This window comes from Microbacterium horticulturae (assembly GCF_029094505.1).
GTDB lineage: Bacteria > Actinomycetota > Actinomycetes > Actinomycetales > Microbacteriaceae > Microbacterium > Microbacterium horticulturae.
In genome coordinates this window covers 845896-866331 of sequence record NZ_CP119108.1, presented here as the reverse complement: position 1 = coordinate 866331, position 20436 = coordinate 845896, and the positions used below count along the sequence as shown (strand labels likewise).

21 protein-coding genes are annotated in these 20436 nt (G+C 69.1%); 7 read left to right on the top strand and 14 right to left on the bottom strand.

Annotation, left to right across the window (positions count from 1 at the left end; all coding sequences use genetic code 11):
* From PU630_RS04005 to PU630_RS03975, 7 genes are all read right to left on the bottom strand, one after another.
* On the bottom strand, positions 1-2316 hold the full coding sequence (locus tag PU630_RS04005) for an FdhF/YdeP family oxidoreductase (RefSeq protein WP_275279064.1): 2316 nt from the start codon (positions 2314-2316) through the stop codon (positions 1-3).
* Positions 2317-2349: 33 nt separating this feature from the next.
* Entirely contained in the window at positions 2350-3210 is an 861-nt protein-coding gene (gene fdhD / locus PU630_RS04000) for a formate dehydrogenase accessory sulfurtransferase FdhD (RefSeq protein WP_275279063.1), read from the bottom strand.
* 82 nt (positions 3211-3292) lie between these two features.
* Positions 3293-4345, bottom strand: a complete 1053-nt coding sequence (locus PU630_RS03995; RefSeq protein WP_275280018.1) for a cytochrome P450 — start codon at positions 4343-4345, stop codon at positions 3293-3295.
* Positions 4346-4362: 17 nt separating this feature from the next.
* Positions 4363-5247 (bottom strand): ABC transporter ATP-binding protein, encoded by an 885-nt coding sequence (locus tag PU630_RS03990; protein WP_275279062.1) that lies wholly within the window; start codon positions 5245-5247, stop codon positions 4363-4365.
* Positions 5244-6047 (bottom strand): ABC transporter permease, encoded by an 804-nt coding sequence (locus PU630_RS03985; protein WP_275279061.1) that lies wholly within the window; start codon positions 6045-6047, stop codon positions 5244-5246. The genes PU630_RS03990 and PU630_RS03985 overlap by 4 nt, the downstream gene beginning before the upstream one ends.
* Positions 6044-6823 (bottom strand): molybdate ABC transporter substrate-binding protein, encoded by a 780-nt coding sequence (gene modA / locus PU630_RS03980; protein WP_343075853.1) that lies wholly within the window; start codon positions 6821-6823, stop codon positions 6044-6046. The genes PU630_RS03985 and modA overlap by 4 nt, the downstream gene beginning before the upstream one ends.
* A 39-nt stretch (positions 6824-6862) precedes the next feature.
* Positions 6863-7258, bottom strand: coding sequence for a TOBE domain-containing protein (locus PU630_RS03975; RefSeq protein WP_275279059.1), 396 nt, complete (start codon positions 7256-7258; stop codon positions 6863-6865).
* Between the two features lie 119 nt (positions 7259-7377).
* Between PU630_RS03975 and PU630_RS03970 the strand changes: the two genes are divergently transcribed.
* The 6 genes from PU630_RS03970 to PU630_RS03945 are packed head-to-tail and all read left to right on the top strand — an operon-like array spanning position 7378 to position 11320.
* On the top strand, positions 7378-8457 hold the full coding sequence (locus tag PU630_RS03970; protein ID WP_275279058.1) for a ThiF family adenylyltransferase: 1080 nt from the start codon (positions 7378-7380) through the stop codon (positions 8455-8457).
* Positions 8454-9650, top strand: a complete 1197-nt coding sequence (locus PU630_RS03965) for a molybdopterin molybdotransferase MoeA (RefSeq protein ID WP_275279057.1) — start codon at positions 8454-8456, stop codon at positions 9648-9650. Before PU630_RS03970 ends, PU630_RS03965 begins: the two co-directional genes overlap by 4 nt.
* Entirely contained in the window at positions 9647-10123 is a 477-nt protein-coding gene (moaC, locus tag PU630_RS03960) for a cyclic pyranopterin monophosphate synthase MoaC (RefSeq protein ID WP_275279056.1), read from the top strand. Before PU630_RS03965 ends, moaC begins: the two co-directional genes overlap by 4 nt.
* On the top strand, positions 10120-10830 hold the full coding sequence (gene mobA / locus PU630_RS03955; RefSeq protein ID WP_275279055.1) for a molybdenum cofactor guanylyltransferase: 711 nt from the start codon (positions 10120-10122) through the stop codon (positions 10828-10830). Before moaC ends, mobA begins: the two co-directional genes overlap by 4 nt.
* Positions 10827-11087, top strand: coding sequence for a DUF6457 domain-containing protein (locus PU630_RS03950; protein WP_275279054.1), 261 nt, complete (start codon positions 10827-10829; stop codon positions 11085-11087). Before mobA ends, PU630_RS03950 begins: the two co-directional genes overlap by 4 nt.
* Positions 11087-11320, top strand: a complete 234-nt coding sequence (locus PU630_RS03945; protein ID WP_275279053.1) for a MoaD/ThiS family protein — start codon at positions 11087-11089, stop codon at positions 11318-11320. The genes PU630_RS03950 and PU630_RS03945 overlap by 1 nt, the downstream gene beginning before the upstream one ends.
* 41 nt (positions 11321-11361) lie before the next feature.
* On the opposite strand, the gene PU630_RS03940 is transcribed toward PU630_RS03945, so the two are convergent.
* The 4 genes from PU630_RS03940 to PU630_RS03925 form a co-directional block, all read right to left on the bottom strand.
* On the bottom strand, positions 11362-11787 hold the full coding sequence (locus PU630_RS03940) for a molybdenum cofactor biosynthesis protein MoaE (RefSeq protein WP_275279052.1): 426 nt from the start codon (positions 11785-11787) through the stop codon (positions 11362-11364).
* Entirely contained in the window at positions 11784-12293 is a 510-nt protein-coding gene (locus PU630_RS03935) for a MogA/MoaB family molybdenum cofactor biosynthesis protein (RefSeq protein WP_275279051.1), read from the bottom strand. The genes PU630_RS03940 and PU630_RS03935 overlap by 4 nt, the downstream gene beginning before the upstream one ends.
* 38 nt (positions 12294-12331) lie before the next feature.
* Complete coding sequence (locus PU630_RS03930) at positions 12332-14035, bottom strand: APC family permease (protein ID WP_275279050.1); 1704 nt, start codon at positions 14033-14035, stop codon at positions 12332-12334.
* Positions 14036-14205: 170 nt separating this feature from the next.
* Positions 14206-16044, bottom strand: a complete 1839-nt coding sequence (locus tag PU630_RS03925; protein ID WP_275279049.1) for a helicase HerA-like domain-containing protein — start codon at positions 16042-16044, stop codon at positions 14206-14208.
* A gap of 51 nt (positions 16045-16095) precedes the next feature.
* On the opposite strand from PU630_RS03925, the gene PU630_RS03920 reads away from it, so the two are divergent.
* Positions 16096-16596, top strand: coding sequence for a nitroreductase family deazaflavin-dependent oxidoreductase (locus tag PU630_RS03920; RefSeq protein WP_275279048.1), 501 nt, complete (start codon positions 16096-16098; stop codon positions 16594-16596).
* A gap of 1 nt (position 16597) precedes the next feature.
* Here PU630_RS03920 and PU630_RS03915 read toward each other — a convergent pair whose 3' ends face one another.
* The 3 genes from PU630_RS03915 to PU630_RS03905 all read right to left on the bottom strand — a co-directional run bounded on the left by PU630_RS03915 (position 16598) and on the right by PU630_RS03905 (position 20315).
* Entirely contained in the window at positions 16598-17572 is a 975-nt protein-coding gene (locus tag PU630_RS03915; protein WP_275279047.1) for a carbohydrate ABC transporter permease, read from the bottom strand.
* Positions 17572-18879 (bottom strand): carbohydrate ABC transporter permease, encoded by a 1308-nt coding sequence (locus PU630_RS03910; RefSeq protein WP_275279046.1) that lies wholly within the window; start codon positions 18877-18879, stop codon positions 17572-17574. The genes PU630_RS03915 and PU630_RS03910 overlap by 1 nt, the downstream gene beginning before the upstream one ends.
* Positions 18880-18983: 104 nt before the next feature.
* Entirely contained in the window at positions 18984-20315 is a 1332-nt protein-coding gene (locus tag PU630_RS03905; protein ID WP_275279045.1) for an ABC transporter substrate-binding protein, read from the bottom strand.
* Positions 20316-20436: the final 121 nt, after the last annotated feature.

Genomic DNA, 20436 nt, shown 5'->3' with positions numbered 1-20436 from the left:
TCAGGCGGATACGACGGCTTCGGTGACCGGCTCCAGGCGCACGACGACCGACTTGGATGCCGGAGTGTTGCTGCCCAGCGCGGTGAACGACAGGGGCACCAGCGGGTTTCCCTCCGGGAAGTAGGTGGCCGCGCATCCGCGCGAGGTCGGGAACGCGACCGCCTTGAACGCGTGCACGGAGCGGTCCACGCCGTCCGCGAACTCGCTGTGCACGTCGACGAGCGAGCCGTCTTCGATGCCGAGCTCGGCGAGGTCGTCGGGGTGCACGAAGATCACGCGACGGCTGCGCTTGATGCCGCGGTAACGGTCGTTCAAGCTGTAGATCGTCGTGTTGAACTGGTCGTGCGCCCGCATCGACTGCAGCAGCAGGCGCCCCGGAGGGCGCTCGATGTACTCGAGGTCGTTGACGGTGATCATCGCTTTGCCGGTCGCCGTCGGGAACGTGCGCGAGTCACGCGGGCCGTGCGGCAGGATGAAGCCGTTGTCGGCCTTGAGCCGCTTGTTGAAATCGGTGAACCCCGGGATGACATGCTCGATGTGGTCGCGCACGACGTCGTAGTCCTTCTCGAACGACGCCCAGTCGACAGGTCCGGTGTCACCGAAGTACGCCCGTGCGATGCCGACGACGACCGACATCTCGCTGCGCAGCTTGTCGGAGATCGGCTTCACCTTGCCGCGCGTCGAGTGGATGGCACAGACCGAGTCCTCAACGGTCAGCATCTGGGGACCGGCCTCTTGCATGTCGATTTCGGTGCGCCCGAGCACCGGCAGGATGATCGCCTCGTCGCCCACGGTGAGGTGGTTGCGGTTGAGCTTGGTGGACACCTGCACGTTCAGGCCGACCTTGCGGAAGCCCTCTTCGGCGGCGTGCGTGTCGGACACCGCCGACACCAGGTTGCCGCCCATCGAGATCCACACCTTGGTCTTGCCCTCGCGCATGGCCTCGACCGCCTGCACGACGTCGTAACCGTTCTCGCGGGGCGGGTCGAAGCCGAACTCGCGCTGCAGCGCATCGAGGAACTTCGGCGGCATCTGCTCCCAGATGCCCATCGTGCGGTCGCCCTGCACGTTGCTGTGGCCGCGGATCGGCGAGGCACCGGCACCCGGCTTGCCGATGTTGCCGCGCAGCAGCAGAAGGTTGATGACCTCCTTGATGATGCTCACCGCGTCGCGGTGCTGGGTCAGTCCCATCGCCCAGGTGATGATCACCTTGTCGGCACGCAGATACCGCTCGGCGAGCTCGTCGATCTGCGCGGTGGTCAGTCCCGTGGCGCGCAGCACCATCTCGGGGTCGAGGTCCTTCAGACTCGCGCGGAACTCGTCGAGGCCCTGGCAGTGCTCGTCGAGGAACGCGTGATCGAGGACCGTGCCCGGCTTGGCATCTTCGGCGGCGAAGACGCGCTGCGAGATCGCCTTCATCAGCCACCCGTCGCCGCCCGCGCGGATCTGCAGGTACTGGTCGGCGATGCCGGTGCCGTGACCGATGATGCCCTTGACCTTCTGCGGGTTCTTGTAGCGGATCAGCCCCGCCTCCAGCAGCGGGTTGATCGCGACGATCTCGGCGCCGGCTTCCTTGGCCTCTTCGAGCGCCGTGAGCATGCGCGGGTGGTTGGTGCCGGGGTTCTGCCCCATGATGATGATCAGATCGGCCTTGGCGAAATCCTTGTAGGCGATCGTGTTCTTGCCGATGCCGATCGTCTGCCCCATGGCCAGGCCCGTCGACTCGTGGCACATGTTCGAGCAGTCGGGCAGGTTGTTCGTGCCCATCTCGCGTGCGAACAGCTGGTAGGCGAACGCGGTCTCATTCGCGGTGCGCCCGCTGGTGTAGAACGTCGCCTCGTTCGGCGAGTCCATGGCCTTCAGCCGGTCGCCGATGAGGGTGAACGCCTCGTCCCAGGTGATGGGCCGGTAGTTGTCTTCTCCGGTCGGCTTGTACAGCGGCTCGATGAGGCGGCCCTGCATGCCGAGCCAGTACTCGGACTTGTCCTGCAGGCTCGAGATCGAGTTCTCGGCCCAGAACGACGTCGGAATCGTGACCGGGGTGGCCTCCCACGTCACGGCCTTCGCGCCGTTCTCGCAGAACTCGAACGTCTTGCGCTCCTCCGGATCGGCCCACGCGCAGCTCATGCAGTCGAACCCGTCCTTCTGGTTCATGTCTGTGAGCAGGGTCAGCGCGCGCCCGACGCCCATGTCGGCCATGGCGGGTCCCATGGCGTGAGTGATGCCCGGAACCCCGGCCGCCCAGAGGCGGGGCTCGGCCACCTCCATCGCGGTGGCGGATTCCGTGACATCCTGCACCGGTGCCTTGGCGGTCATCGTGCACTCTCCTTCATTCCAGGCTGCTCCCGCTCAGGCCGGCAGCAGCGCACTCGTTCGCACCCGGTCCGCCCGGGCATAGACGTTCATGGAATCGCCGCGCACGAAGCCGACGAGGGTGAGCCCCGAGGACTCGGCCATCTCGACCGCGAGGGACGACGGCGCTGAGACGGCGGACAGGATCGGGATGCCGGCCATCACAGCCTTCTGCACGAGCTCGAAGCTCGCCCGGCCCGACACCTGCAGCACCGTTGTGTGCAGGGGCAGCCGGTCGTTCAGCACAGCCCAGCCGATCACCTTGTCGACGGCGTTGTGCCGGCCGACGTCTTCACGCACGACGAGCACCTCTCCCGTGCTCGCATCGCACAGCGCCGCCGCGTGCAGACCGCCGGTCTTCTCGAACACGGCCTGCCGCGTGCGCAGCGTGTCGGGCAGCTCGGCCAGGACCGCGGCATCCACCCCCACCGGATCGGCCGACACGTCGAACGACGACGCGGTGCGCACCTGGTCGATGGATGCCGCGCCGCACACTCCGCACGCGCTCGTCGTGTACGAGTGCCGGGCGCGCGCAGGGTCGGGCGGGGGCGTTCCCGGGGCGAGGCGTACGTCGAGCACGTTGTAGGTGTTGGCCTCGGTGCCCGGACCCGAGCAGTGCATCGCCGAGGCGAACTGGTCGGCCCGGGTGATGACGCCCTCCGACACGAGGAAGCCGGCGGCGAGCTCCACGTCGTCGCCGGGTGTGCGCATCGTGACGGTCAGCGGCGTACCGCCGACCCTTATCTCCAGCGGCTCCTCGGCCGCCAGCGTATCCATGCGCCGCACGGTCGAGGCATCCGGCTCGTCGACTCCGACGGTGATCCGGACGATCTTCGTGCGCGTGGTGATCCTACCCATCGCAACCTCCGACGAGAGCGCCGCACTGTGCTCTCGATACCTCTCACCGTAGCGGTTCTCCGCGCGATCGGGGCCGAATGACTCAGACGGATTCGAGGAGCACGTCGACACGACGGAAGCCGCCTGCCGGGGGCGTCTCCCGCTCGGGCGCCGCCCCCGGCGCGAGGCACAGACGCCCCGTGCGCAGAAGCGCTCGCACGAGCACCACGAGCTCGAGTGTCGCAAGCGGCCGGCCCGGGCACACGTGCGCCCCTGCGCCGTACACGAGGTTCGCTGCCGCGTTGTGCACGGGGGCGAAAGCGTCGGGGTCACCGAACACCCGCGGGTCGCGGTTCGCGCTCGGCCAGTGCAGCACGACGAGCTCGTCAGTCGCGACCGGGCACTCCCCCACCTGTGTGTCGGCCGTCGCGCGTCGGCGGCTCGAGATGAACGGGTCGTCGATGCGCAGCAGCTCGTCGATCGCCGCCGCCAGCGCCTCGTCGGGCGCATCGGCGAGCGCGCGCTGCACCTCGGGACGCACGGCGAGGCCGTGCGCGACGACGCCGACGCACAGCGCGAGCGTCGACAGGTCGCCGCCGGTCCAGTTGCGCAGGATCGACACGACCTCCTCCTCGTGCAGCGGGCGTCCGTCGGCCGTGCGGGTCTGAATGAGCTCAGCGGTCACGTCGGTGCCGGTCGCGCAGCGCGCCACGACCAGCGCGTGCACGATCTCGTCGAAGCGTGCGGCGACCGCCGCCGTGCGCGCGCGGTCGCCCGAGCGGGTTGCGGCGCGGTTGTCGGCCACCCAGTCGAGCAGCTCGTCCTCGAGCCCTGCGGGCCAGCCCAGCCACAGCGAGGCGGCGCGCACCGAGTACCGCGCCCCCAGCTCGGCGACGGCATCCACCACCTGACCCGGCGCCGGCACGAGCGAGCGTGCGAGGTCTTCGAGACCGGGCCGCAGCCGCTCCAGCCGCGGCGGCGAGAAGAACGGGTCGAGCAGGTGCCGCGCATCACGGTGCGCCGGTCCATCGAGCCCGTTGGGGATCTGCCGGTACGCGGAGACCCGGCTCGAGAAGGTGTCAGGATCGTGCGCCACCGCCACGACGTCGGCGTGCCGACGCAGCACGAGGCGCCCGCGGTCGTCGCGCTCGCACATGCCCACGCTGCGGGACTCTACCCGACCGTGATCGTCGCGCCCGGCGCGATGGCCGTGCCTATGGGAAGCCGCAGGACCACCTCGGCGCCGTCCGCCGTGCGGGCGCGGGCCGCAAGGCCGTCTTCGTCCTCGTCGACCTGCACGATGCGTGCCTGCAGACCCGCCGGGCCGCGGTGCGGGCGCGTGCCGGCGATGATCGTGACGAACGGGGTGGCCGGCGCATCCATCACCGCCTGCACCGCGCCCGTCTGCGTGACACGGCCGTCCTCGAGGATCACCAGGCGGGAGGCGAGGGATGCCGCGTCCGCCGCGTCGTGGGTGGCCACCAGCGCTGTGGTCCCGGTCTCACGCAGCTGGGCGCTCAGCAGCTCCCGGATGCCGCCCGCAGTCTCGGGGTCGAGCGAGGTCAGCGGCTCGTCGAGCAGCAGCAGCCGCGGCGAGGTGGCCAGCGCCCGCGCCAGCGCGACCCGCTGCTGCTGGCCGCCCGACAGCTCGGCGGGCCGGCGGCCGCCCATGCCGGCCAGCCCCACCCGCTCCAGCCACACATCGGCGTCGGCGCGCGCGGTCGCCCGCACCGTGCCGCGCGCACGCGGTCCGAACGCGATGTTCTCGCGTGCCGTCAGATGCGGGAACAGCCGGGGCTCCTGTCCCAGCAGCACGATCCCGCGATCACGGGGCGTGACGTGGGGGCCGGATGCGGCATCCACCGTCCTTCCGTCCAGATGCACGAATCCCTCGTCGAGGTCGACGAAGCCGGCGAGCGCGCCGAACAGCGTCGACTTCCCTGCCCCCGAGGGCCCCATGACAGCCACGACCTCACCGGCGTCGGCGTGCACCTCCGCCTGGAGCGTGTACCGTCCGCGGTCGACGGTCACCCGGGCCTCCAGCGTTGCGCCGCTCATCCCACACCCTTCACCGAGGTCGGGGTGCTCGGGCGCCACGCGCGCACGAGCAGCAACACGGCGATAGCGGTCACCAGCAGCAGCAGCGAAAGCGCGACGGCCGAGCCTTGCGAGACCCCGGCACCGTTGAACGCCGTGTAGATCGCCAGCGGCATGGTCTGTGTCACGCCCGGTGCGTTTCCGGCGAACAGCGCGGTGGCTCCGAACTCGCCGATCGCGCGGGCGAAGCAGAGGATGACGCCCGAGAGCAGGCCGGGCCCCGCGAGCGGCAGGGTGACCCGCCAGAAGATCGTCCAGCCGCCGGCGCCGAGCGCCGCCGCCGTCTGCTCGTACGCGATACCCGAGGTGCGCAGCGCGCCTTCGAGCGCGAGGACGAGGAAGGGCAGCGCCACGAACGTCTGCGCCATCACGACGGCGGTCGTCGAGAAGGGGATCTGCCACCCGGTCCAGCCGAGCCATCCCGAGCGGCCGAACAGGAACAGCAGCGAGAGGCCGCCCACCATCGGCGGCAGCACGAGCGGCACGGTGACGATCGCCCTCAGCACCGAGGCCTGCCGACCGGAGGCCCGCGCGATCAGCAGAGCGAGCGGCACCCCGATCACGACGCAGAACGCCGTGGCGACGAGGCCGGTGGTCAGCGAGAGGCTCAGCGCGTCGAGCGCCTGCGGCGACGTGATGTCACTCCACAGGCTGCTCCACTCGACCTTGCCGACGAGGGCCGCCAGCGGAAGGACGAGGAACGCGAGGCCGACCAGCGCCGGGACGACGAGGATCGGCGGCGCGTATCCCCGCCGGCTCATGGCTTGTCGAATCCGAACGAGGCGAGGATCGCCTGCCCGTCGCTGCCGGTGACGAAGTCGACGAACGCCTGCGCGGCCGCCTTGTTCGGGGCATCCTTCAGCACGACGATCGGGTAGGAGTTGACGACCGCGTCGGCGCCTTCGGGCGTGAACGAGGTGACCTGATCGCTGGTGGCGGCGTCGGTCTTGTACACGAGCCCGGCGTCGGCCTCGTCGTTCTGCACCTTGGTGAGCACGGCTGTCACGTTCTGCTCGAGGCTTGCGGGCCGCACGGTGACGTCCGCGTTCTTCAGGAGGGTCTGGGATGCCGCACCGCACGGCACCTCCGGTGCGCACAGGACGACCTTCAGGTCGGGGTTCGCCAGGTCTTGCAGGGTCTTCACGTCACCCGGGTTGCCCGAAGGCGTCACCACCACGAGCGTGTTCTTCGCGAAGATCGCCGGGTCAGAAGCGAGGCCCGGGTCGGTCACCTTCGCCATGTTGGCTTCGTCGGCCGAGGCGAACACGTCGACCTTCGCACCCCCGTTGATCTGCGTCGCGAGCGTGCTCGAGCCGTCGTAGTTCGCCGTGATCTTCACCTCGGGGTGGGCAGACTCGAACTCGGAGATCGCCTTGTCGAAGGCGCCTTGCAGCGAGGCCGCAGCCGACACCGCGACCTCGCCGCTGAGCGCGTCGGTCGACGCACCGCCGGCGGGGTCCGCGGACGACGTGGTGTCGCCGCAGCCCGTCAGCAGGAGGGCGAGGGATGCCGCAGCGGCAGTGGCGAAGGCGGTCATTCGGCGCATGTGATGGGCTCTCTCTTCTCGGGCGCGGCGTCAGGCGCGGGGAGTCTCGACGATGACAGTGGTGGCCTTGACGACGGCGACGGCCAGTGAGCCGACCTCCAGCCCGAGCGCCTCGACGGCCTCGGCCGTCATGAGCGACACGACCCGGTGGGGACCCGCCTGGATGTCGACTTGGGCGCAGACGCCGTCGGCGACGACCTTCGTGACCAGCCCGGTGAAGCGGTTGCGAGCGCTGGAGAGCACGTCGGTCGGGTCTTCCGCAGCCTTCGCCAGCTCGACGGCGCGCTGCGCGAGTGCTGCGCCGGGGATCTCGGCCGGGCTCGCGTCGGTGACCGGCAGCACCTCCTGCTCGACCCAGCGACGCACGGTGTCATCGCTGACCCCGAGCAGCCGGGCGGCCTGGGAGATCTTGTAGCTTGCGGACATGAGGCCAAACTAGCACCGCATGCGCGAATATCGGGCCGTTCTTATTCCGCATGCGCGGAGCTTTGGTATTTCCGGTCGCGTCCGGCCCGCGGTGCCGCCGTGCTGGATACGCTGAGACCATGCTGCCCCCGCTGGTCGAGCCCGTCATCGCGCTCAGCGATGCCGAGCAGATGCGTACCGCGCGCCATCAGCGCCTGGCCGGGTTCGGGCCCGACGGGCAACGGCGCCTGGCCGCCGCGCGGGTGGGCGTGATCGGCGCCGGGGGCCTCGGCTCCCCTGCGATCCTCGCCCTGTCGGCAGCCGGCGTCGGTGAGCTCGTCGTCTTCGACGATGACGACGTGGACGCCTCCAACCTGCAGCGTCAGGTGATCCACCGACGCCAAGACATCGGCCGACCCAAGACCGACAGCGCCGAACGGGTGGCCGCCGAGAGGTCGGAGACCCGCGTGCGCCCCGTGCGCACGCGGCTCACTCATGACAACGCCGCCGAGCTGCTCGACGGCGTCGACCTCGTGCTCGACGGCACCGATTCGTTCGACAGCCGCGAGATCGTCGCCGTCGCGTGCGAGCGCCTCGACGTGCCCGTGGTCTGGGGCACCGTGCAAGAGTTCGCGGGCCTGGTCACCGTGTTCTGGTCGGCACCGCCCGCGCCCGCCGAGCCCGTCAGACTGCGCGATCTCTACCCCTCGGGCAGCGAAGCACCCGCGTGCTCGGCGGTCGGCGTGCTGGGCCCCGTGTGCCTGCAGGTGGGGGCACTCATGGCGACCGAGGCGATCAAGCTCATCACCGGCATCGGCCGGCCACTGCTGGGCCGGGTGGCGCTCATCGACGCGCTCGCGGGCACGCAGCGCGAAGCGCCGCTGCGTGCGACGCGAGCGTCGGATGCGGCACCCGCAGTTTCCGCTCCGCTCACCGAGGTCGACGAGCCCGGTGAGACCGACGTCGTCATCGACGTGCGCGAAGACGCCGAGGTCGTCACGGGAATGCTGCCGGGTGCACGACATGTGCCGCTGCGAGCGCTGCTGGGCGATGCGACCGGCGTCGCGGGATCGCTGGGCGGTCAGCCCGCGGTGCTGGTGTGCCAGGTGGGCGTGCGGGCGCGCACGGCCGCCTACGCGCTGAAGGCCGCCGGGGCGCACGTCACGGTGCTGCGCGGGGGCATGGACGGGTGGAACGCCCGGCGGAAGGAGCACGCATGATCACGGTCGACGAGCACCGGGAACGGATCCTGGCCGCCGCGCGCCTGCTGGAGCCCGTCACGGCGCCGGTCGAGGCCGCCCTGGGACGGGTGCTGCGTGAGCCGGTGCGGTCAGCGGTCGACCTGCCGCTTTTCGACAACTCGGCGATGGACGGCTTCGCCGTGCACCACGCGGATGTGGCCACGGCATCCCCCGATTCTCCCGTCACCCTCGAGGTCGTCGCCGATCTTCCGGCCGGTACGTCGCTGAACCCGTCGATCGACCGCGGGCAGGCGGCGCGCATCATGACGGGCGCACCCTTTCCGACAGAAGCCGACACCGTGGTGCCCTTCGAAGACACCGCGGGCGGGCTCGCCGATTCGCTCGAGCGCGTCACGGTGGTCACAGCTCCTCGTTCGCTCGGCATGCACATCCGCCCGCGCGGTGAGGAGTGCCGTGCCGGCGACGAGATTCTCCCCGCCGGGCTCGTGCTGGGCGGTCGGCAGCTGGCCTCGGCCGCAGCCGCCGGCGTCACGGACGTCGTGGTCTCGCGGGTGCCGCGCGTGGCCGTGATCTCCACCGGTGACGAGTTGCGTCCGCCCGGGGCTCCGCTCGAATACGGGCAGATCCCGGAGTCGAACAGCGCGCTGCTCGATGGGCTGTGCCGCGAGAACGGCGCCGAGGTCGTGCTGCGCACCCAGGTCACCGACGATGGCGACGGGTTGCGGATTGCTCTCACCGAGGCGTCGGCACTCGGTGCCGACGTCGTCATCACGTCGGGTGGGGTGAGTGCCGGCGCCTACGAGGTCGTGCGCAATGTCGCCCCGATGCAGTTCGAGAAGGTCGCGATGCAGCCGGGCAAGCCGCAGGGCTTCGGTGACGGCGAGCCGCTGCTGTTCGGATTGCCGGGCAATCCGGTGAGCGTGGCGGTGTCGTTCGAGGTCTTCGTGCGGCCCGCACTGCTCGCCATGCAGGGGGCGACCGTTCTCGATCGGCTGATCCTGCCGATGCGCGTGCTCGAGCCCTGGCGGACGCCGACCGGCCGCCGCCAATACCGACCGGTCGTCGTGACGCGCGAAGGCGTGCGACCCGCCTCGTCGGGCGGATCGCACCTGGCCGCGAGTTTGGGCCGGGCGGATGCCTATGCCATCGTCCCCACCCATGTGGACGCCGTCGCGGCGGGCGACCTCGTCGATGTCATGCTGATCTCATGACTTTCACGCACTTGGATGCCGCGGGCCACGCCCGCATGGTCGACGTCACCGAGAAGCAGCCGACCGTCCGCTCCGCGACCGCCCGCGGCTCGGTACGCTGCGCGGAGCACGTGGTCGCGGCCCTGCGCGACGGCAACGTGCCCAAGGGCGATGTGCTCGCCGTCGCCCGCATCGCCGGCATCGCCGGCGCCAAGCGCACCCCCGAGCTGCTGCCGCTCGCACACATCATCGGCGTGCACGGCGCTGTCGTCGATCTGCAGATCACCGACACCGGCGTCGACATCGAGGCCACCGTGCGCACAGCCGACCGCACCGGCGTCGAGATGGAGGCGCTCACGGCCGTGTCGGTCGCCGCCCTCGCCGTCGTCGACATGGTGAAGGGGCTCGACAAGTCGACCTCGATCGCCGATGTGCGTCTGATCGCGAAGACGGGCGGCAAGTCGGGGTCGTGGATCAGGCCCGACCAGCCATGACTGATCCGGCACCGACACCCGCACAGCCCGGGCCCTCGCTCGGCGCTATCCTCCTCGCCGGCGGACGCGCCTCCCGCATGGGCGGCGTCGACAAGCCGCGCTTGGTCATCGCGGGCGTGAGCATGCTCGACCGCGCGATCACCGCGATGCGCGACGTGGGCGCCGCGCCGATCGTCGTTGCAGGGCCGCGCTCAGGCAGCGCTGCGGATAGCGAGACTGCCGTGCCCGCAGCACCCGCCGTACCGGTGGATTCTGCCGAGCCCGCGGCATCCATTCTCCCGTGTGATGTGCGGTGGGTCCGCGAGGACCCGCCGTTCACCGGCCCCGCCGCTGCGGTCGTCGCAGCGCTGGCCGCCACGGCGGCGGGCTCCGCTCCGGAACCGGAGTGGACGTTCGTGTTGGCATGCGACCTCCCCCGCGTCGACGCCGCCGTGCGGCAGCTGGTGGACGACATCCTGCTCCTGCCCTCCGACACTGAGGGCGCGTGCCTCGCCGACGAGGCGGGCCGCCCGCAATGGCTGACCGGCGTCTACCGCACGTCCGCGTTGCGGCAGGCTGCGGCATCCCTCTCCCACGAGGGCCGTGACCAGTCGATGCGCGCGCTGTTCGCCGATGTCGCTATCGCGTCACTGGCCGATCACAGCGGGGGCGCCCACGACATCGATACGTGGGAGGATTTCAGAAGGTTCACGAAGGAGGACGCATGAGCGAGCACCTGCCCCCCGAGGCCCTGGACGAATGGGCGGACGCACTGCGCGAGCGGTTCGAGCTGACCCAGGAAGACGTGCCGATCGCGCTGGTCCTCAAGCTCGCGAAGGACGTCGCCGACGGCGTCGCCCGCCCCGCCGCCCCGTTCAGTGCCTTTGTCGCGGGCCTGATCGCCGGCCGCGCCGGCGGGTCGCCCGACGACATCAAGAGCTCCGTCGACGCGGTCTCGCAGCTGGCCTCCACCTGGAAGGCGTAATGGCCCACATCCGGTTCTTCGCGGCGGCCGAGGAGGCCGCAGGCGCCGCCGAGCGCCTCGTCGACGCGCCCGACCTGGGCACACTGCGCGCACATCTGGCAGCGGACTACCCTGCGTTAGCGGCGATCCTGCCGAAGTGCTCGGTGCTCGTCGACGGTTCGCGCGTGGACGACGACGAGCCCCTCGCGGCGAGCGCCGTCGTGGACGTCCTGCCCCCGTTCGCCGGCGGCTGAGTCCGCCGGTCAGACCCGAGAAGCGGCGCACGCAGGTCGGCTCAGCCGCCCAGGCCCTTCCAGTTCGTGGTGCCGTCGGCCTCGATCTGGCGCTTCCAGATCGGCAGGCTGTGCTTGATCGCCTCGATCAGCGTGCGCGAGACCTCGTACGCCTCGCCGCGGTGCGCAGCGGCGACCACGACCACCACGGCGAGGTCGCCGACCTCGAGCCGGCCGATGCGGTGACTGGCCGCCACGATCGCCGCGGTGTCGCCGATGGCCTGCTCGCACAGCTGCACGAGGGTCTTCTGCGCATCTGGATGCGACGAGTACTCCAGCGCGACGACACCGGAGGCGGCATCCGGATCATGATCACGCACGCGTCCCGTGAACGTGATCTCCGCGCCCATGCGCGGGTCGTCGACGGCGGCGACGTGGGCGGAAACGTCGAGCGGTTCGGTGCTGATCTGCGCGAGGCGGACGCTCACCGCGTCTCGTCCTCGTGGTGACCGGCGTGTCGGTGATCGGCGCCCTGCAGCTGCCCGAGCACGTGTGCGGCGACCCCGACGATCACGGGCATGCCGGCTTCGACGGCCGCCGGCGCTCCCGGCAGGTTCACCACGAACGCTCCTTCGGCGATGCCGGCGATGCCGCGCGAGAGCATCCCGGCGGGCTTCTCGGCCGTCGCACGGCGGCGCAGCTCTTCGGCGATGCCGGGGATCCGGCGGGTGATGAGGCGGTCGGCCCCCTCCGGCGTCTCGTCGCGGGGACCGACGCCGGTGCCGCCGGTCGTGACGATGACGCGGATGCCGTCGGTCAGCGCCGCGCGGATGGCCGCCTCGACCTCGTCCGCCCCGTCGGGGATGACGATCGGCTCGTCGCAGACGAAGCCCGCCTCATGCAGCGCGGCCACGGCGATCGGCCCGCTGAGGTCTTCTCGTTCGCCCCGCGAGGAGCGGTCCGACACGGTGATCACTGCTGCGGCGTACGGCATGGCACCAGCCTATGCCGCACGCCGCGAGAACGGTCGCGTTATGCGATGTGTCCTCCCGCGATCGTCTCGTCTTCGAGCTCGGACTCCTCTTCGGCGTCCTTGATGTAGTCGTCGACGAGGTGGGTAGGCAGCGTCGAACGCACGGCGAGCCAGTAGATCAGCACCGAGACGCCCAGGTTGATGAGGAACACCCAGAAGAACATGGTCTTGTCGAACGCGGCGCCGAACAGACCCGAGCTGAACAAGAAGCTCACGAGTCCGAAGAGCACGAACCACGGGATGATCCATACCGCCGAGGTGCGGAAGAACAGCGGCGGCTGTTCGCTGCGACGCCCGAAAACCTGGAACAGCACGAGCACCACGTACCCGATGAGAATCGTCACGAGCAGCCTCGAGTTGGTCGCCCATCCTGCCCAGAACATGATCATGTTCGCGCTGTAGAAGGCGAGGAACGGGATGATGTCACCGCCCGGCAGGCGGAACGGCCGAGGCCGGTTCGGGTACTTGCGACGCAGGACCGCGAGCACGAGCGGTCCCGAGCCGAACGACATCACCGTGGAGGTCGTGATGAACCCGACCAGCGATTGCCAGCTCGGGAACGGCAGCAGCAGCACGATGCCGACGCAGAACGTCACCACCAGACTCCAGTGCGGCACACCGTGCCTGTTGTTGCTGGCCAGCCACCGCGGCGCGTTCGCGTTGCGGCCCATGGCGTATGACACGCGCGAGGCGATGGTCGTGTAGATGAGGCCGGTGTCGGCCGGCGAGATGACCGCGTCGAAGTACAGGATGTACGCCAGCCACGCCAGCCCCGCCATGCTCGCCAAGGCCGCCAGCGGTCCGAAGTCGTTCGTGAAGGCCAGCCCCGCCCAGCCGCCCGACTTCTGCAGCACCGACGCGGGCACGGCCAGAGTGAAAGCGACCTGCAGCAGCATGTAGAGGATCGCGCAGAGGATCACCGATCCGATCAGCGCAAACGGGATGTTGCGGTGCGGGTTCTTGGTCTCGCCGGCCAGTTCGATCCCCTGGCGGAAGCCGAGGTACGAGAACGTGATGCCGGCGGTCGAGATGCACACGAACACGGCGGCGAAGCCGTTGGGCGCGAAGCCGTAGGCCGAGAAGTTGGACGGCGACCCCATCTGGGTCGTGCCGAGCGCGGTGATGAGGAACACGATGATGACCAGGGCGATGACGCCGAGCTTCCACCACACCAGCACGTTGTTGATCTGCGCGAACAGCCGCACGCCGAAGTAGTTGATCACCACGAACACGGCCAGCAGCACGATCGCGACGACCATGCCGAGCGGGGTGAGCACCTGGGCGCTGCCGCCCGCGTCGGTGGCACGCACCGTGAACGGCGCGAACTTCGTCGCATAGGTGAGCGCCCCGGTGACCTCGATCGCCGGCACGGCCGCCGAAGCGATCCACGTGATGAACCCGAGCGAGTAGCTGCCGAACGACCCCCACACGAGGTGCGGATACCGCACGACGCCTCCCGAGATCGGGAACATGGGTCCGAGCTCGGCGTAGCACAGGCCGATCAGGATGATCATGACCGCGGCGATGCCCCAGGAGAAGATGGCGGCGGGCCCCGCGATGGCCGAGGCGTGGAAAGCGCCGAACAGCCACCCTGAGCCGATGATCGACCCGACGGCGGTGAACAGCAGGCCGATCGGCCCGAGGCTTCTCTTCAGCTTGTGACGCGGCGGAGCGGTCGTCACGTCGTGTTCGGTCGCGGACATCTTCTTCTCCTTCTGTCGGCGTCGTCAGCCAGGAGAACCGTCGGCACATCGGTCGGGCGGAACCCGACGGAAGGCTACGCCGCCGGACCCGTCGCCGCGAGGGTTCATAAGAAACTCCAAGCTGGGCGGACGGAGAGTCGGGATGCCGCGGCTCAGCGCCGCCCGGTGCCTCAGCGCCGCCCGGTGCCGAAGATGCCGCGGATGATGCCGCCCACGACCGTCTGGGTGGTACGCGAGCCGAGGATCTCCTCCAACGGAGACTTCTGCTTCGTGCGCGCCGTGCGCGTGGTGCCCGCGGTCTTGCGCATGAGCCGCTCGTACTCCGCCTGGGCCTTCTTCTGTGCTGCGGCCTCGGCCTTGTCGATCGCGGCCTTCTGCTTGGCATACTCCGCGTCGGACTTCGCCTTCTCGGCGGCGGCGACCTCGGCCGCGTGCGCCTGGTCGGCGGCGTTCATCTTCGCGGTCAGGATCTCCCGCGCCGACTCGCGGTCGATGGCCGTGCCGTACCTCGCCAGCAGCGGCGACGCATTCACGGCCGCGGTGATCTGCGGGTCGGGCGTCGGCTCCATGAGACCTTGCGGCGCCCGCATGCGCGTCCACGCGACCGGCGTAGGCGCGCCCTTCTCGCTCATCACGGTCACGATGGCCTCGCCGGTGCCAAGCTCCTGCAGCACGCGCTCCAGGTCGTAGCCGGACTTCGGGTAGGTGCCTACCGTGGCCCGCAGAGCCTTCGCGTCGTCGGGGGTGAACGCGCGCAGCGCGTGCTGCACGCGCGAGCCCAGCTGTCCGAGCACGTCAGAGGGCACGTCTTTCGGCGTCTGGGTGACGAAGAACACGCCGACGCCCTTCGAACGGATAAGTCGTACGGTCTGAGTGATGGACGAGAGGAAGTCCTTCGAAGCATCCTTGAACAGCAGATGCGCCTCGTCGAAGAAGAACACGAGTGTGGGCTTGTCGGGGTCGCCCACCTCGGGCAGGATCTCGAACAGTTCAGCCAGCAGGTACATGAGGAACGTCGAGAACAGCTCGGGCTTGTCGATGACACCGGGCACCTCGAGCAGGCTGATGATCCCGCGCCCGTCGGCCGCGGTGCGCAGAAAGTCCTTGACGTCGAACTCCGGCTCGCCGAAGAACACGTCCGCGCCGGCGTCGGCGAACGTGATCAGCTCGCGCAGGATGACCCCCGCCGTCGCCGCGGAGAGGCCGCCGATGCCCTTGAGCTCGGCCTTGCCCTCATCGCCCGTCAGGTACGTCAGCACCGCGCGCAGGTCCGACAGGTCGACCAGGGCGAGACCCGCCTCATCGGCGTAGTGGAACACGAGACCGAGGCTCGACTCCTGTGTCTGGTTCAGCCCCAGCACCTTGCTCAGCAGCAGCGGACCGAAGCCGCTCACCGTCGCACGCACCGGCACGCCCGTGCCGACGCCGCCAAGCGCTAAATACTCGACCGGCGACGCGGTGGCCTTCCAGTCCTGTCCGATCGCCTGGGTGCGCGCGAGGAGCTTTTCGGACGGTTCTCCCGGGGTCGCGATTCCCGTCAGGTCGCCCTTGATATCGGCGGCGAACACCGGCACGCCGTGCGCAGCGAGCTGCTCGGCCAGACCCTGCAGCGTACGGGTCTTGCCGGTTCCGGTGGCGCCGGCCACGAGGCCGTGCCGGTTGAGCATCGCCAGGGGAATGCGGATCTGCGCAGACGGGTCGGGATCGCCGTTCACGAGAGCGCCGAGGTCGAGCGTGGCAGCGTCGAACGTGTACCCGTCGATGATCGCCTGCACGTCGTCGGCGTCCAGCGGACCGTCGACGGGAGGGATGGATGCCGCGGGCTCCGCCGCGGCGGCGGGCTCGGCCGCATCCCCCGCCTTCGCCTTCGCAGCCTCCGCCTCGGCGGCCGCGAGCGCAGCCTTGGCCTGTGCCGCTTTGAGCGCCGCATCGGCGGCCTCGGCTTCGGCGCGCAGGCGGGCGAGTTCGGCTTCGGCAGCAGCGACGTCGGGGTCGGCAGGGGCGCTCATGCGCTCAGCCTAGCCAGGCGCCCTCGGCCGCGATACGGCAGGATGGGCGCCATGACCACGATCCGTCAGACGCTTCGCCGCCTCCTGGCGCCGCTCACCCAGACTGCGGCGTTCCGCCGCGTCGGCCGTCGCCTGATGCCGATGCTGGAGAGGGCGTTCGCGGTCATCGCGCGCGGGAGGATGCCGATCAGCGGCATCCTCGTCCCCTCTCTCACCCTGCGCACGATCGGCGCCCGTTCCGGCGCGGTACGCGACGTGCAGCTGATGTACACGCCCGACGGGGCCGGCAGCGCGATCGTCGCCGGCACGAACTTCGCGGGGTCGCGGCATCCCGCCTGGACGACCAACCTGCGCGCGCATCCCGACGCCGAGATCATCGTGCGGGGACGGCGTCTCGCCGTCCGCGCCGAGCCGATCGGCGACGCCGCGCGGGACGCGGCGTGGGCGCGGATCGAGGCGCAATGGCCGAACTACCGATCGTATGAGCGGGAGTCCGGCCGCACCGTGCGCCTGTTTCGCCTGCGTCCGGTGCGCGAGCTCGGGCGGATCTGAATCAGCCCTTCGTCGCGCCGGCGAGGAGGCCGCGGACGAAGAAGCGCTGCAGGGCGAAGAAGACGAGCAGCGGCACGATGATCGAGATGAAGGTTCCGGCCGATTGCAGGTACCAGCGATCACCCCAGGTGCCCGAGAGCGAGTTCAGCGTCTGTGTCAATGGCAGCGATGAACTCGGTGCGAAGATCGTCGCCACCAGCAGGTCGTTCCACACCCACAGGAATTGGAAGATCGCGAACGACGCGATGGCCGGCATCGCCAACGGGATGATCATGCGGAAGAAGATCTGCCCGTGTCCGGCGCCGTCGACCCGGGCCGCTTCGATCAGCTCGCCCGGGATCTCGGAGATGAAGTTGTGCAGCAGGAAGATCGCCAGCGGCATCGCGAAGATCGCGTGCGCGATCCACACGGTAGCGAAGCTGTGCTCGACATCGCGCAGCGTGAAACCGGGGAAGATCCCGACGCCGGCGATCGTCAGACCCCGCGAGAACAGGCTCAGCAGAGGCACGAGGGCCATCTGGATGGGCACGATCTGCAGTGCGAACACCGCGACGAACAGAGGGCTGCGTCCCTTGAACGGAATCCACGCGAACGCGTAGGCGGCCAGCGCCGCGATCGAGATCGGGATCAGCGTCGCGGGGATCGCGATGGCCAGCGAGTTGATGAACGACTCGCCGAGGGTCAGCGCGGTGCCGCCCGCGGTGAGGGCGTCGAAGTAGTTCGACAGGGTGAAGCTCGGGTCGACGAAGACCGTCCACCAACCGGTGGTGTTCGAGTCGGCGCCGGGGCGGAACGACGTGACGAACAGGCCGAAGGTCGGGATCGTCCACACGACGGCGATGATGGCCGCCGCGAGCGTCGCACCGCGCGACGTGAGCTTCTTGTGCGCGTCGCGCTCAGCCTTGCGACCCGCTCGTCCGCTGACCACCTGCGCGGCCTGCGTGTCGGCGGGAGTGTCGAGGTGCACCGTGGCCATCAGCGGATCTCCTTCTGCTTGCGCATCTGCACGACGTTGTAGATGATCAGCGGCAGCACGAACAGGAACAGCACGACGGCCAGCGCCGATGAGTGTCCGTAGCTCTGGAAGCGCTGCTGCTGATTGACCATCTCGAAGCCGAGCACCGAGCTGTTCGAGCGACCGCCGGTCATCACCGCGACGATGTCATACACCTTCAGCGCCGCTATCGTGATCGTGGTCAGAACCACGATCAGCGAGCTGCGGATGCCGGGAATGGTGACGTTGAAGAACCGCTGCAGGGCCGAAGCGCCGTCGAGCTGTGCGGCCTCGTGCTGATCGATCGGAACCGCCTTGATCGCGGCCGACAGGATGACCATCGCGAAGCCGGTCTGGCTCCAGATGAACACCGCCAGCAGACAGAATGTGTTGATCAGCGGCTGCGCATCGAGCCAGCCGACCGGCTCACCGCCGAACCAGGTGATGATCGCATTGAGCAGACCGATCTGCTGGCCCTGCCGGTAGTCGTAGACGAACTTCCAGATGATGCCGGCGCCCACGAACGAGATCGCGACCGGCATGAACACCCAGAGCTTGAGGAATTTCTCACCGCGAGCCCGGTCGACGAACGCGGCGTAGACCAGGCCGATCGCCGTTGCGATGGTCGGCGCCAGAAGCGCCCAGATGAGCGTATTGATGACCGACCAGAAACCGTAGGGGTTCGTGAAGGTCCACACGTAGTTGTCGAACCAGACGAACTGCGTTCCGGTCTTGTCGAAGAACGACTTCACGAACGTCGAGATCGCCGGATAGATGAGGCCGATCAGCAGCAGGATGGCGGCGGGCGCCATGAAGACGATGAGCTGGAAGACGTAGCCCGCACCTTCACGGGCGCGGTAGTCGGCGAAGAAGAGGATCGCGCCGGCAAGCAACGCGATGCCCACGACGTAGACGACCGAGTTCTGATAGGGGCGCAGCACCATGAAGGCGAGTACCGGGATCAGGAAGCAGACGGCGAGGCGCATCCAGAAGTATCCGCGTCCCGGACGCGGCGCGTACTCGATGAGCAGCAGGATCACACCGACCACGGCGGCGAACAGCACGACCACGATCGGGATCTGGATGAGCGGGTTCAGCGCGCCGATCCAGACGAAGAAGCTGTTCAGCGAGAAGCCGAGGGAGGTGGGCAGGGCGTCCTCGTCGGGGCCGCCCACCAGCAGGAAGACGAAGAGCGCCACAACGAGGATCGCCGCGACGAGGATGATGATGCCGGTGACCTTCCGCGACAGCCGAGGGCCTCGCGAACGGATGATCGGTTGCTCTGTCACGGTCGCCATTGTCCTGCCTTTCTGACCGGTGCCTTCACATCTGCGGAAGCGGGAGGGCGGATGCCCGCTGTGGGGCATCCGCCCTCCCGTCGGACCGGTGGCGGCTAGTTCTCGAAGCCCGCCTGGATGGCCTTGAGCACGTCATCGGTCGACATGCCGTCGATCCAGCTGGTCATGCCCTTCCAGAACGATCCCGAACCCACCGTGGCGGGCATGAGGTCGGAGGCGTCGAAACGCATCGTCGTGTTCTTGTCCTGCAGGAGGGTCATCGCCTCGGTGAGGAACTCGCTGGATGCCAGCGACGGGTCAGCGCCCTTGTTCGCCGAGATGACGCCGCCGAGCTTGACGCGAGCGTTGGCGAACTCGGGCGTCGTCATGAAGTCCTGGACCTGCTTGACAGCCTCGGAGTCGGTGAAGCGTGCGACGAACTCGCCGCCGCCCTCGACCGAGGTCGAGCCCTCTTCGATGCCCGGCAGCACGAAGGCGTACACGTCGCCGTCCGGGGCGACGGTCGGCGTCTTGCCGTCCTTGTTCTTCACGTCGAGGAAGTTCGACGACAGGAACGAGGCCTGGTGGGTCAGCGCGCAGGTGCCGTCGGCGACCTTGGCCGCGACATCCGCGAACGCGGTCGAGTTGATGCTCTTCACGTCGCCGAAGCCCGCGTTCACGTAGTCGGGGTTCAGGAGGATCTTCCCCACCGCGTCGAAAGCCTTCTTGATCTCCGGGTCGGTGAACTTCACGTCGCCCGCGACCCACTTGTCGTAGACGTCGGGGCCGGACTGACGCAGGACGAGGTCCTCGATCCAGTCGGTTCCCGGCCAGCCGGAGGCGTCACCCGATGCGAAGCCGGCGCACCATGGCGCCTTGCCGGTCTTCTCCTGGATCGTCTTGGTGAGGTCGAGCAGCTCGTCCCAGGTCTTCGGAACCTCGACGCCCCAGTCCTTGAACTGTGAGGGCGAATACCAGACGTAGCCCTTGACGTTGGCGAGCATCGGCGCGGCGTAGAAGGTGCCGTCGGACGTGCCGTAGCTCTTCCAGTCCGGGCCCCAGTACTTGTCGACGTTGGCGCTGACGGTGTCGTCCGCCTTGAGCACGTCGCCGGTGGCGATCAGCGACTTGAGCAGACCAGGCTGCGGCACGATCGCGATGTCGGGGGCGGAGCCACCGGTCACCTTCGTGACGATGTTGCCCTCGAAGCTCTTGTCGCCGGTGTACTCGACCTTGATGCCGGTGTCTTTCGTGAACTGATCGAACGACTTGTTCAGCAGGTCGGCCTCGGAGCCGGTGATGCCGCCCGAGATGCGGACGGTCTGGCCCTTGACGTCTCCGTTGTCGCCGCCGCCGGTGCCGGTCTCGGCACATCCGGTCAGCACGATTCCCGCCACGCCCACAAGGGCGAGCGGGAACATCACGGAGCGTCGAATGGACTTGTCCATGTGGTCCTCCTCATTAAGGTGCAGGGGCGCGCACGGCCGGAGTGACCGACGTAAGCGCTTACAGTGACGGTACCGGCGGGATGAGCGCATTTCAACACGAGCGCGGTAACGGCTTGATAAC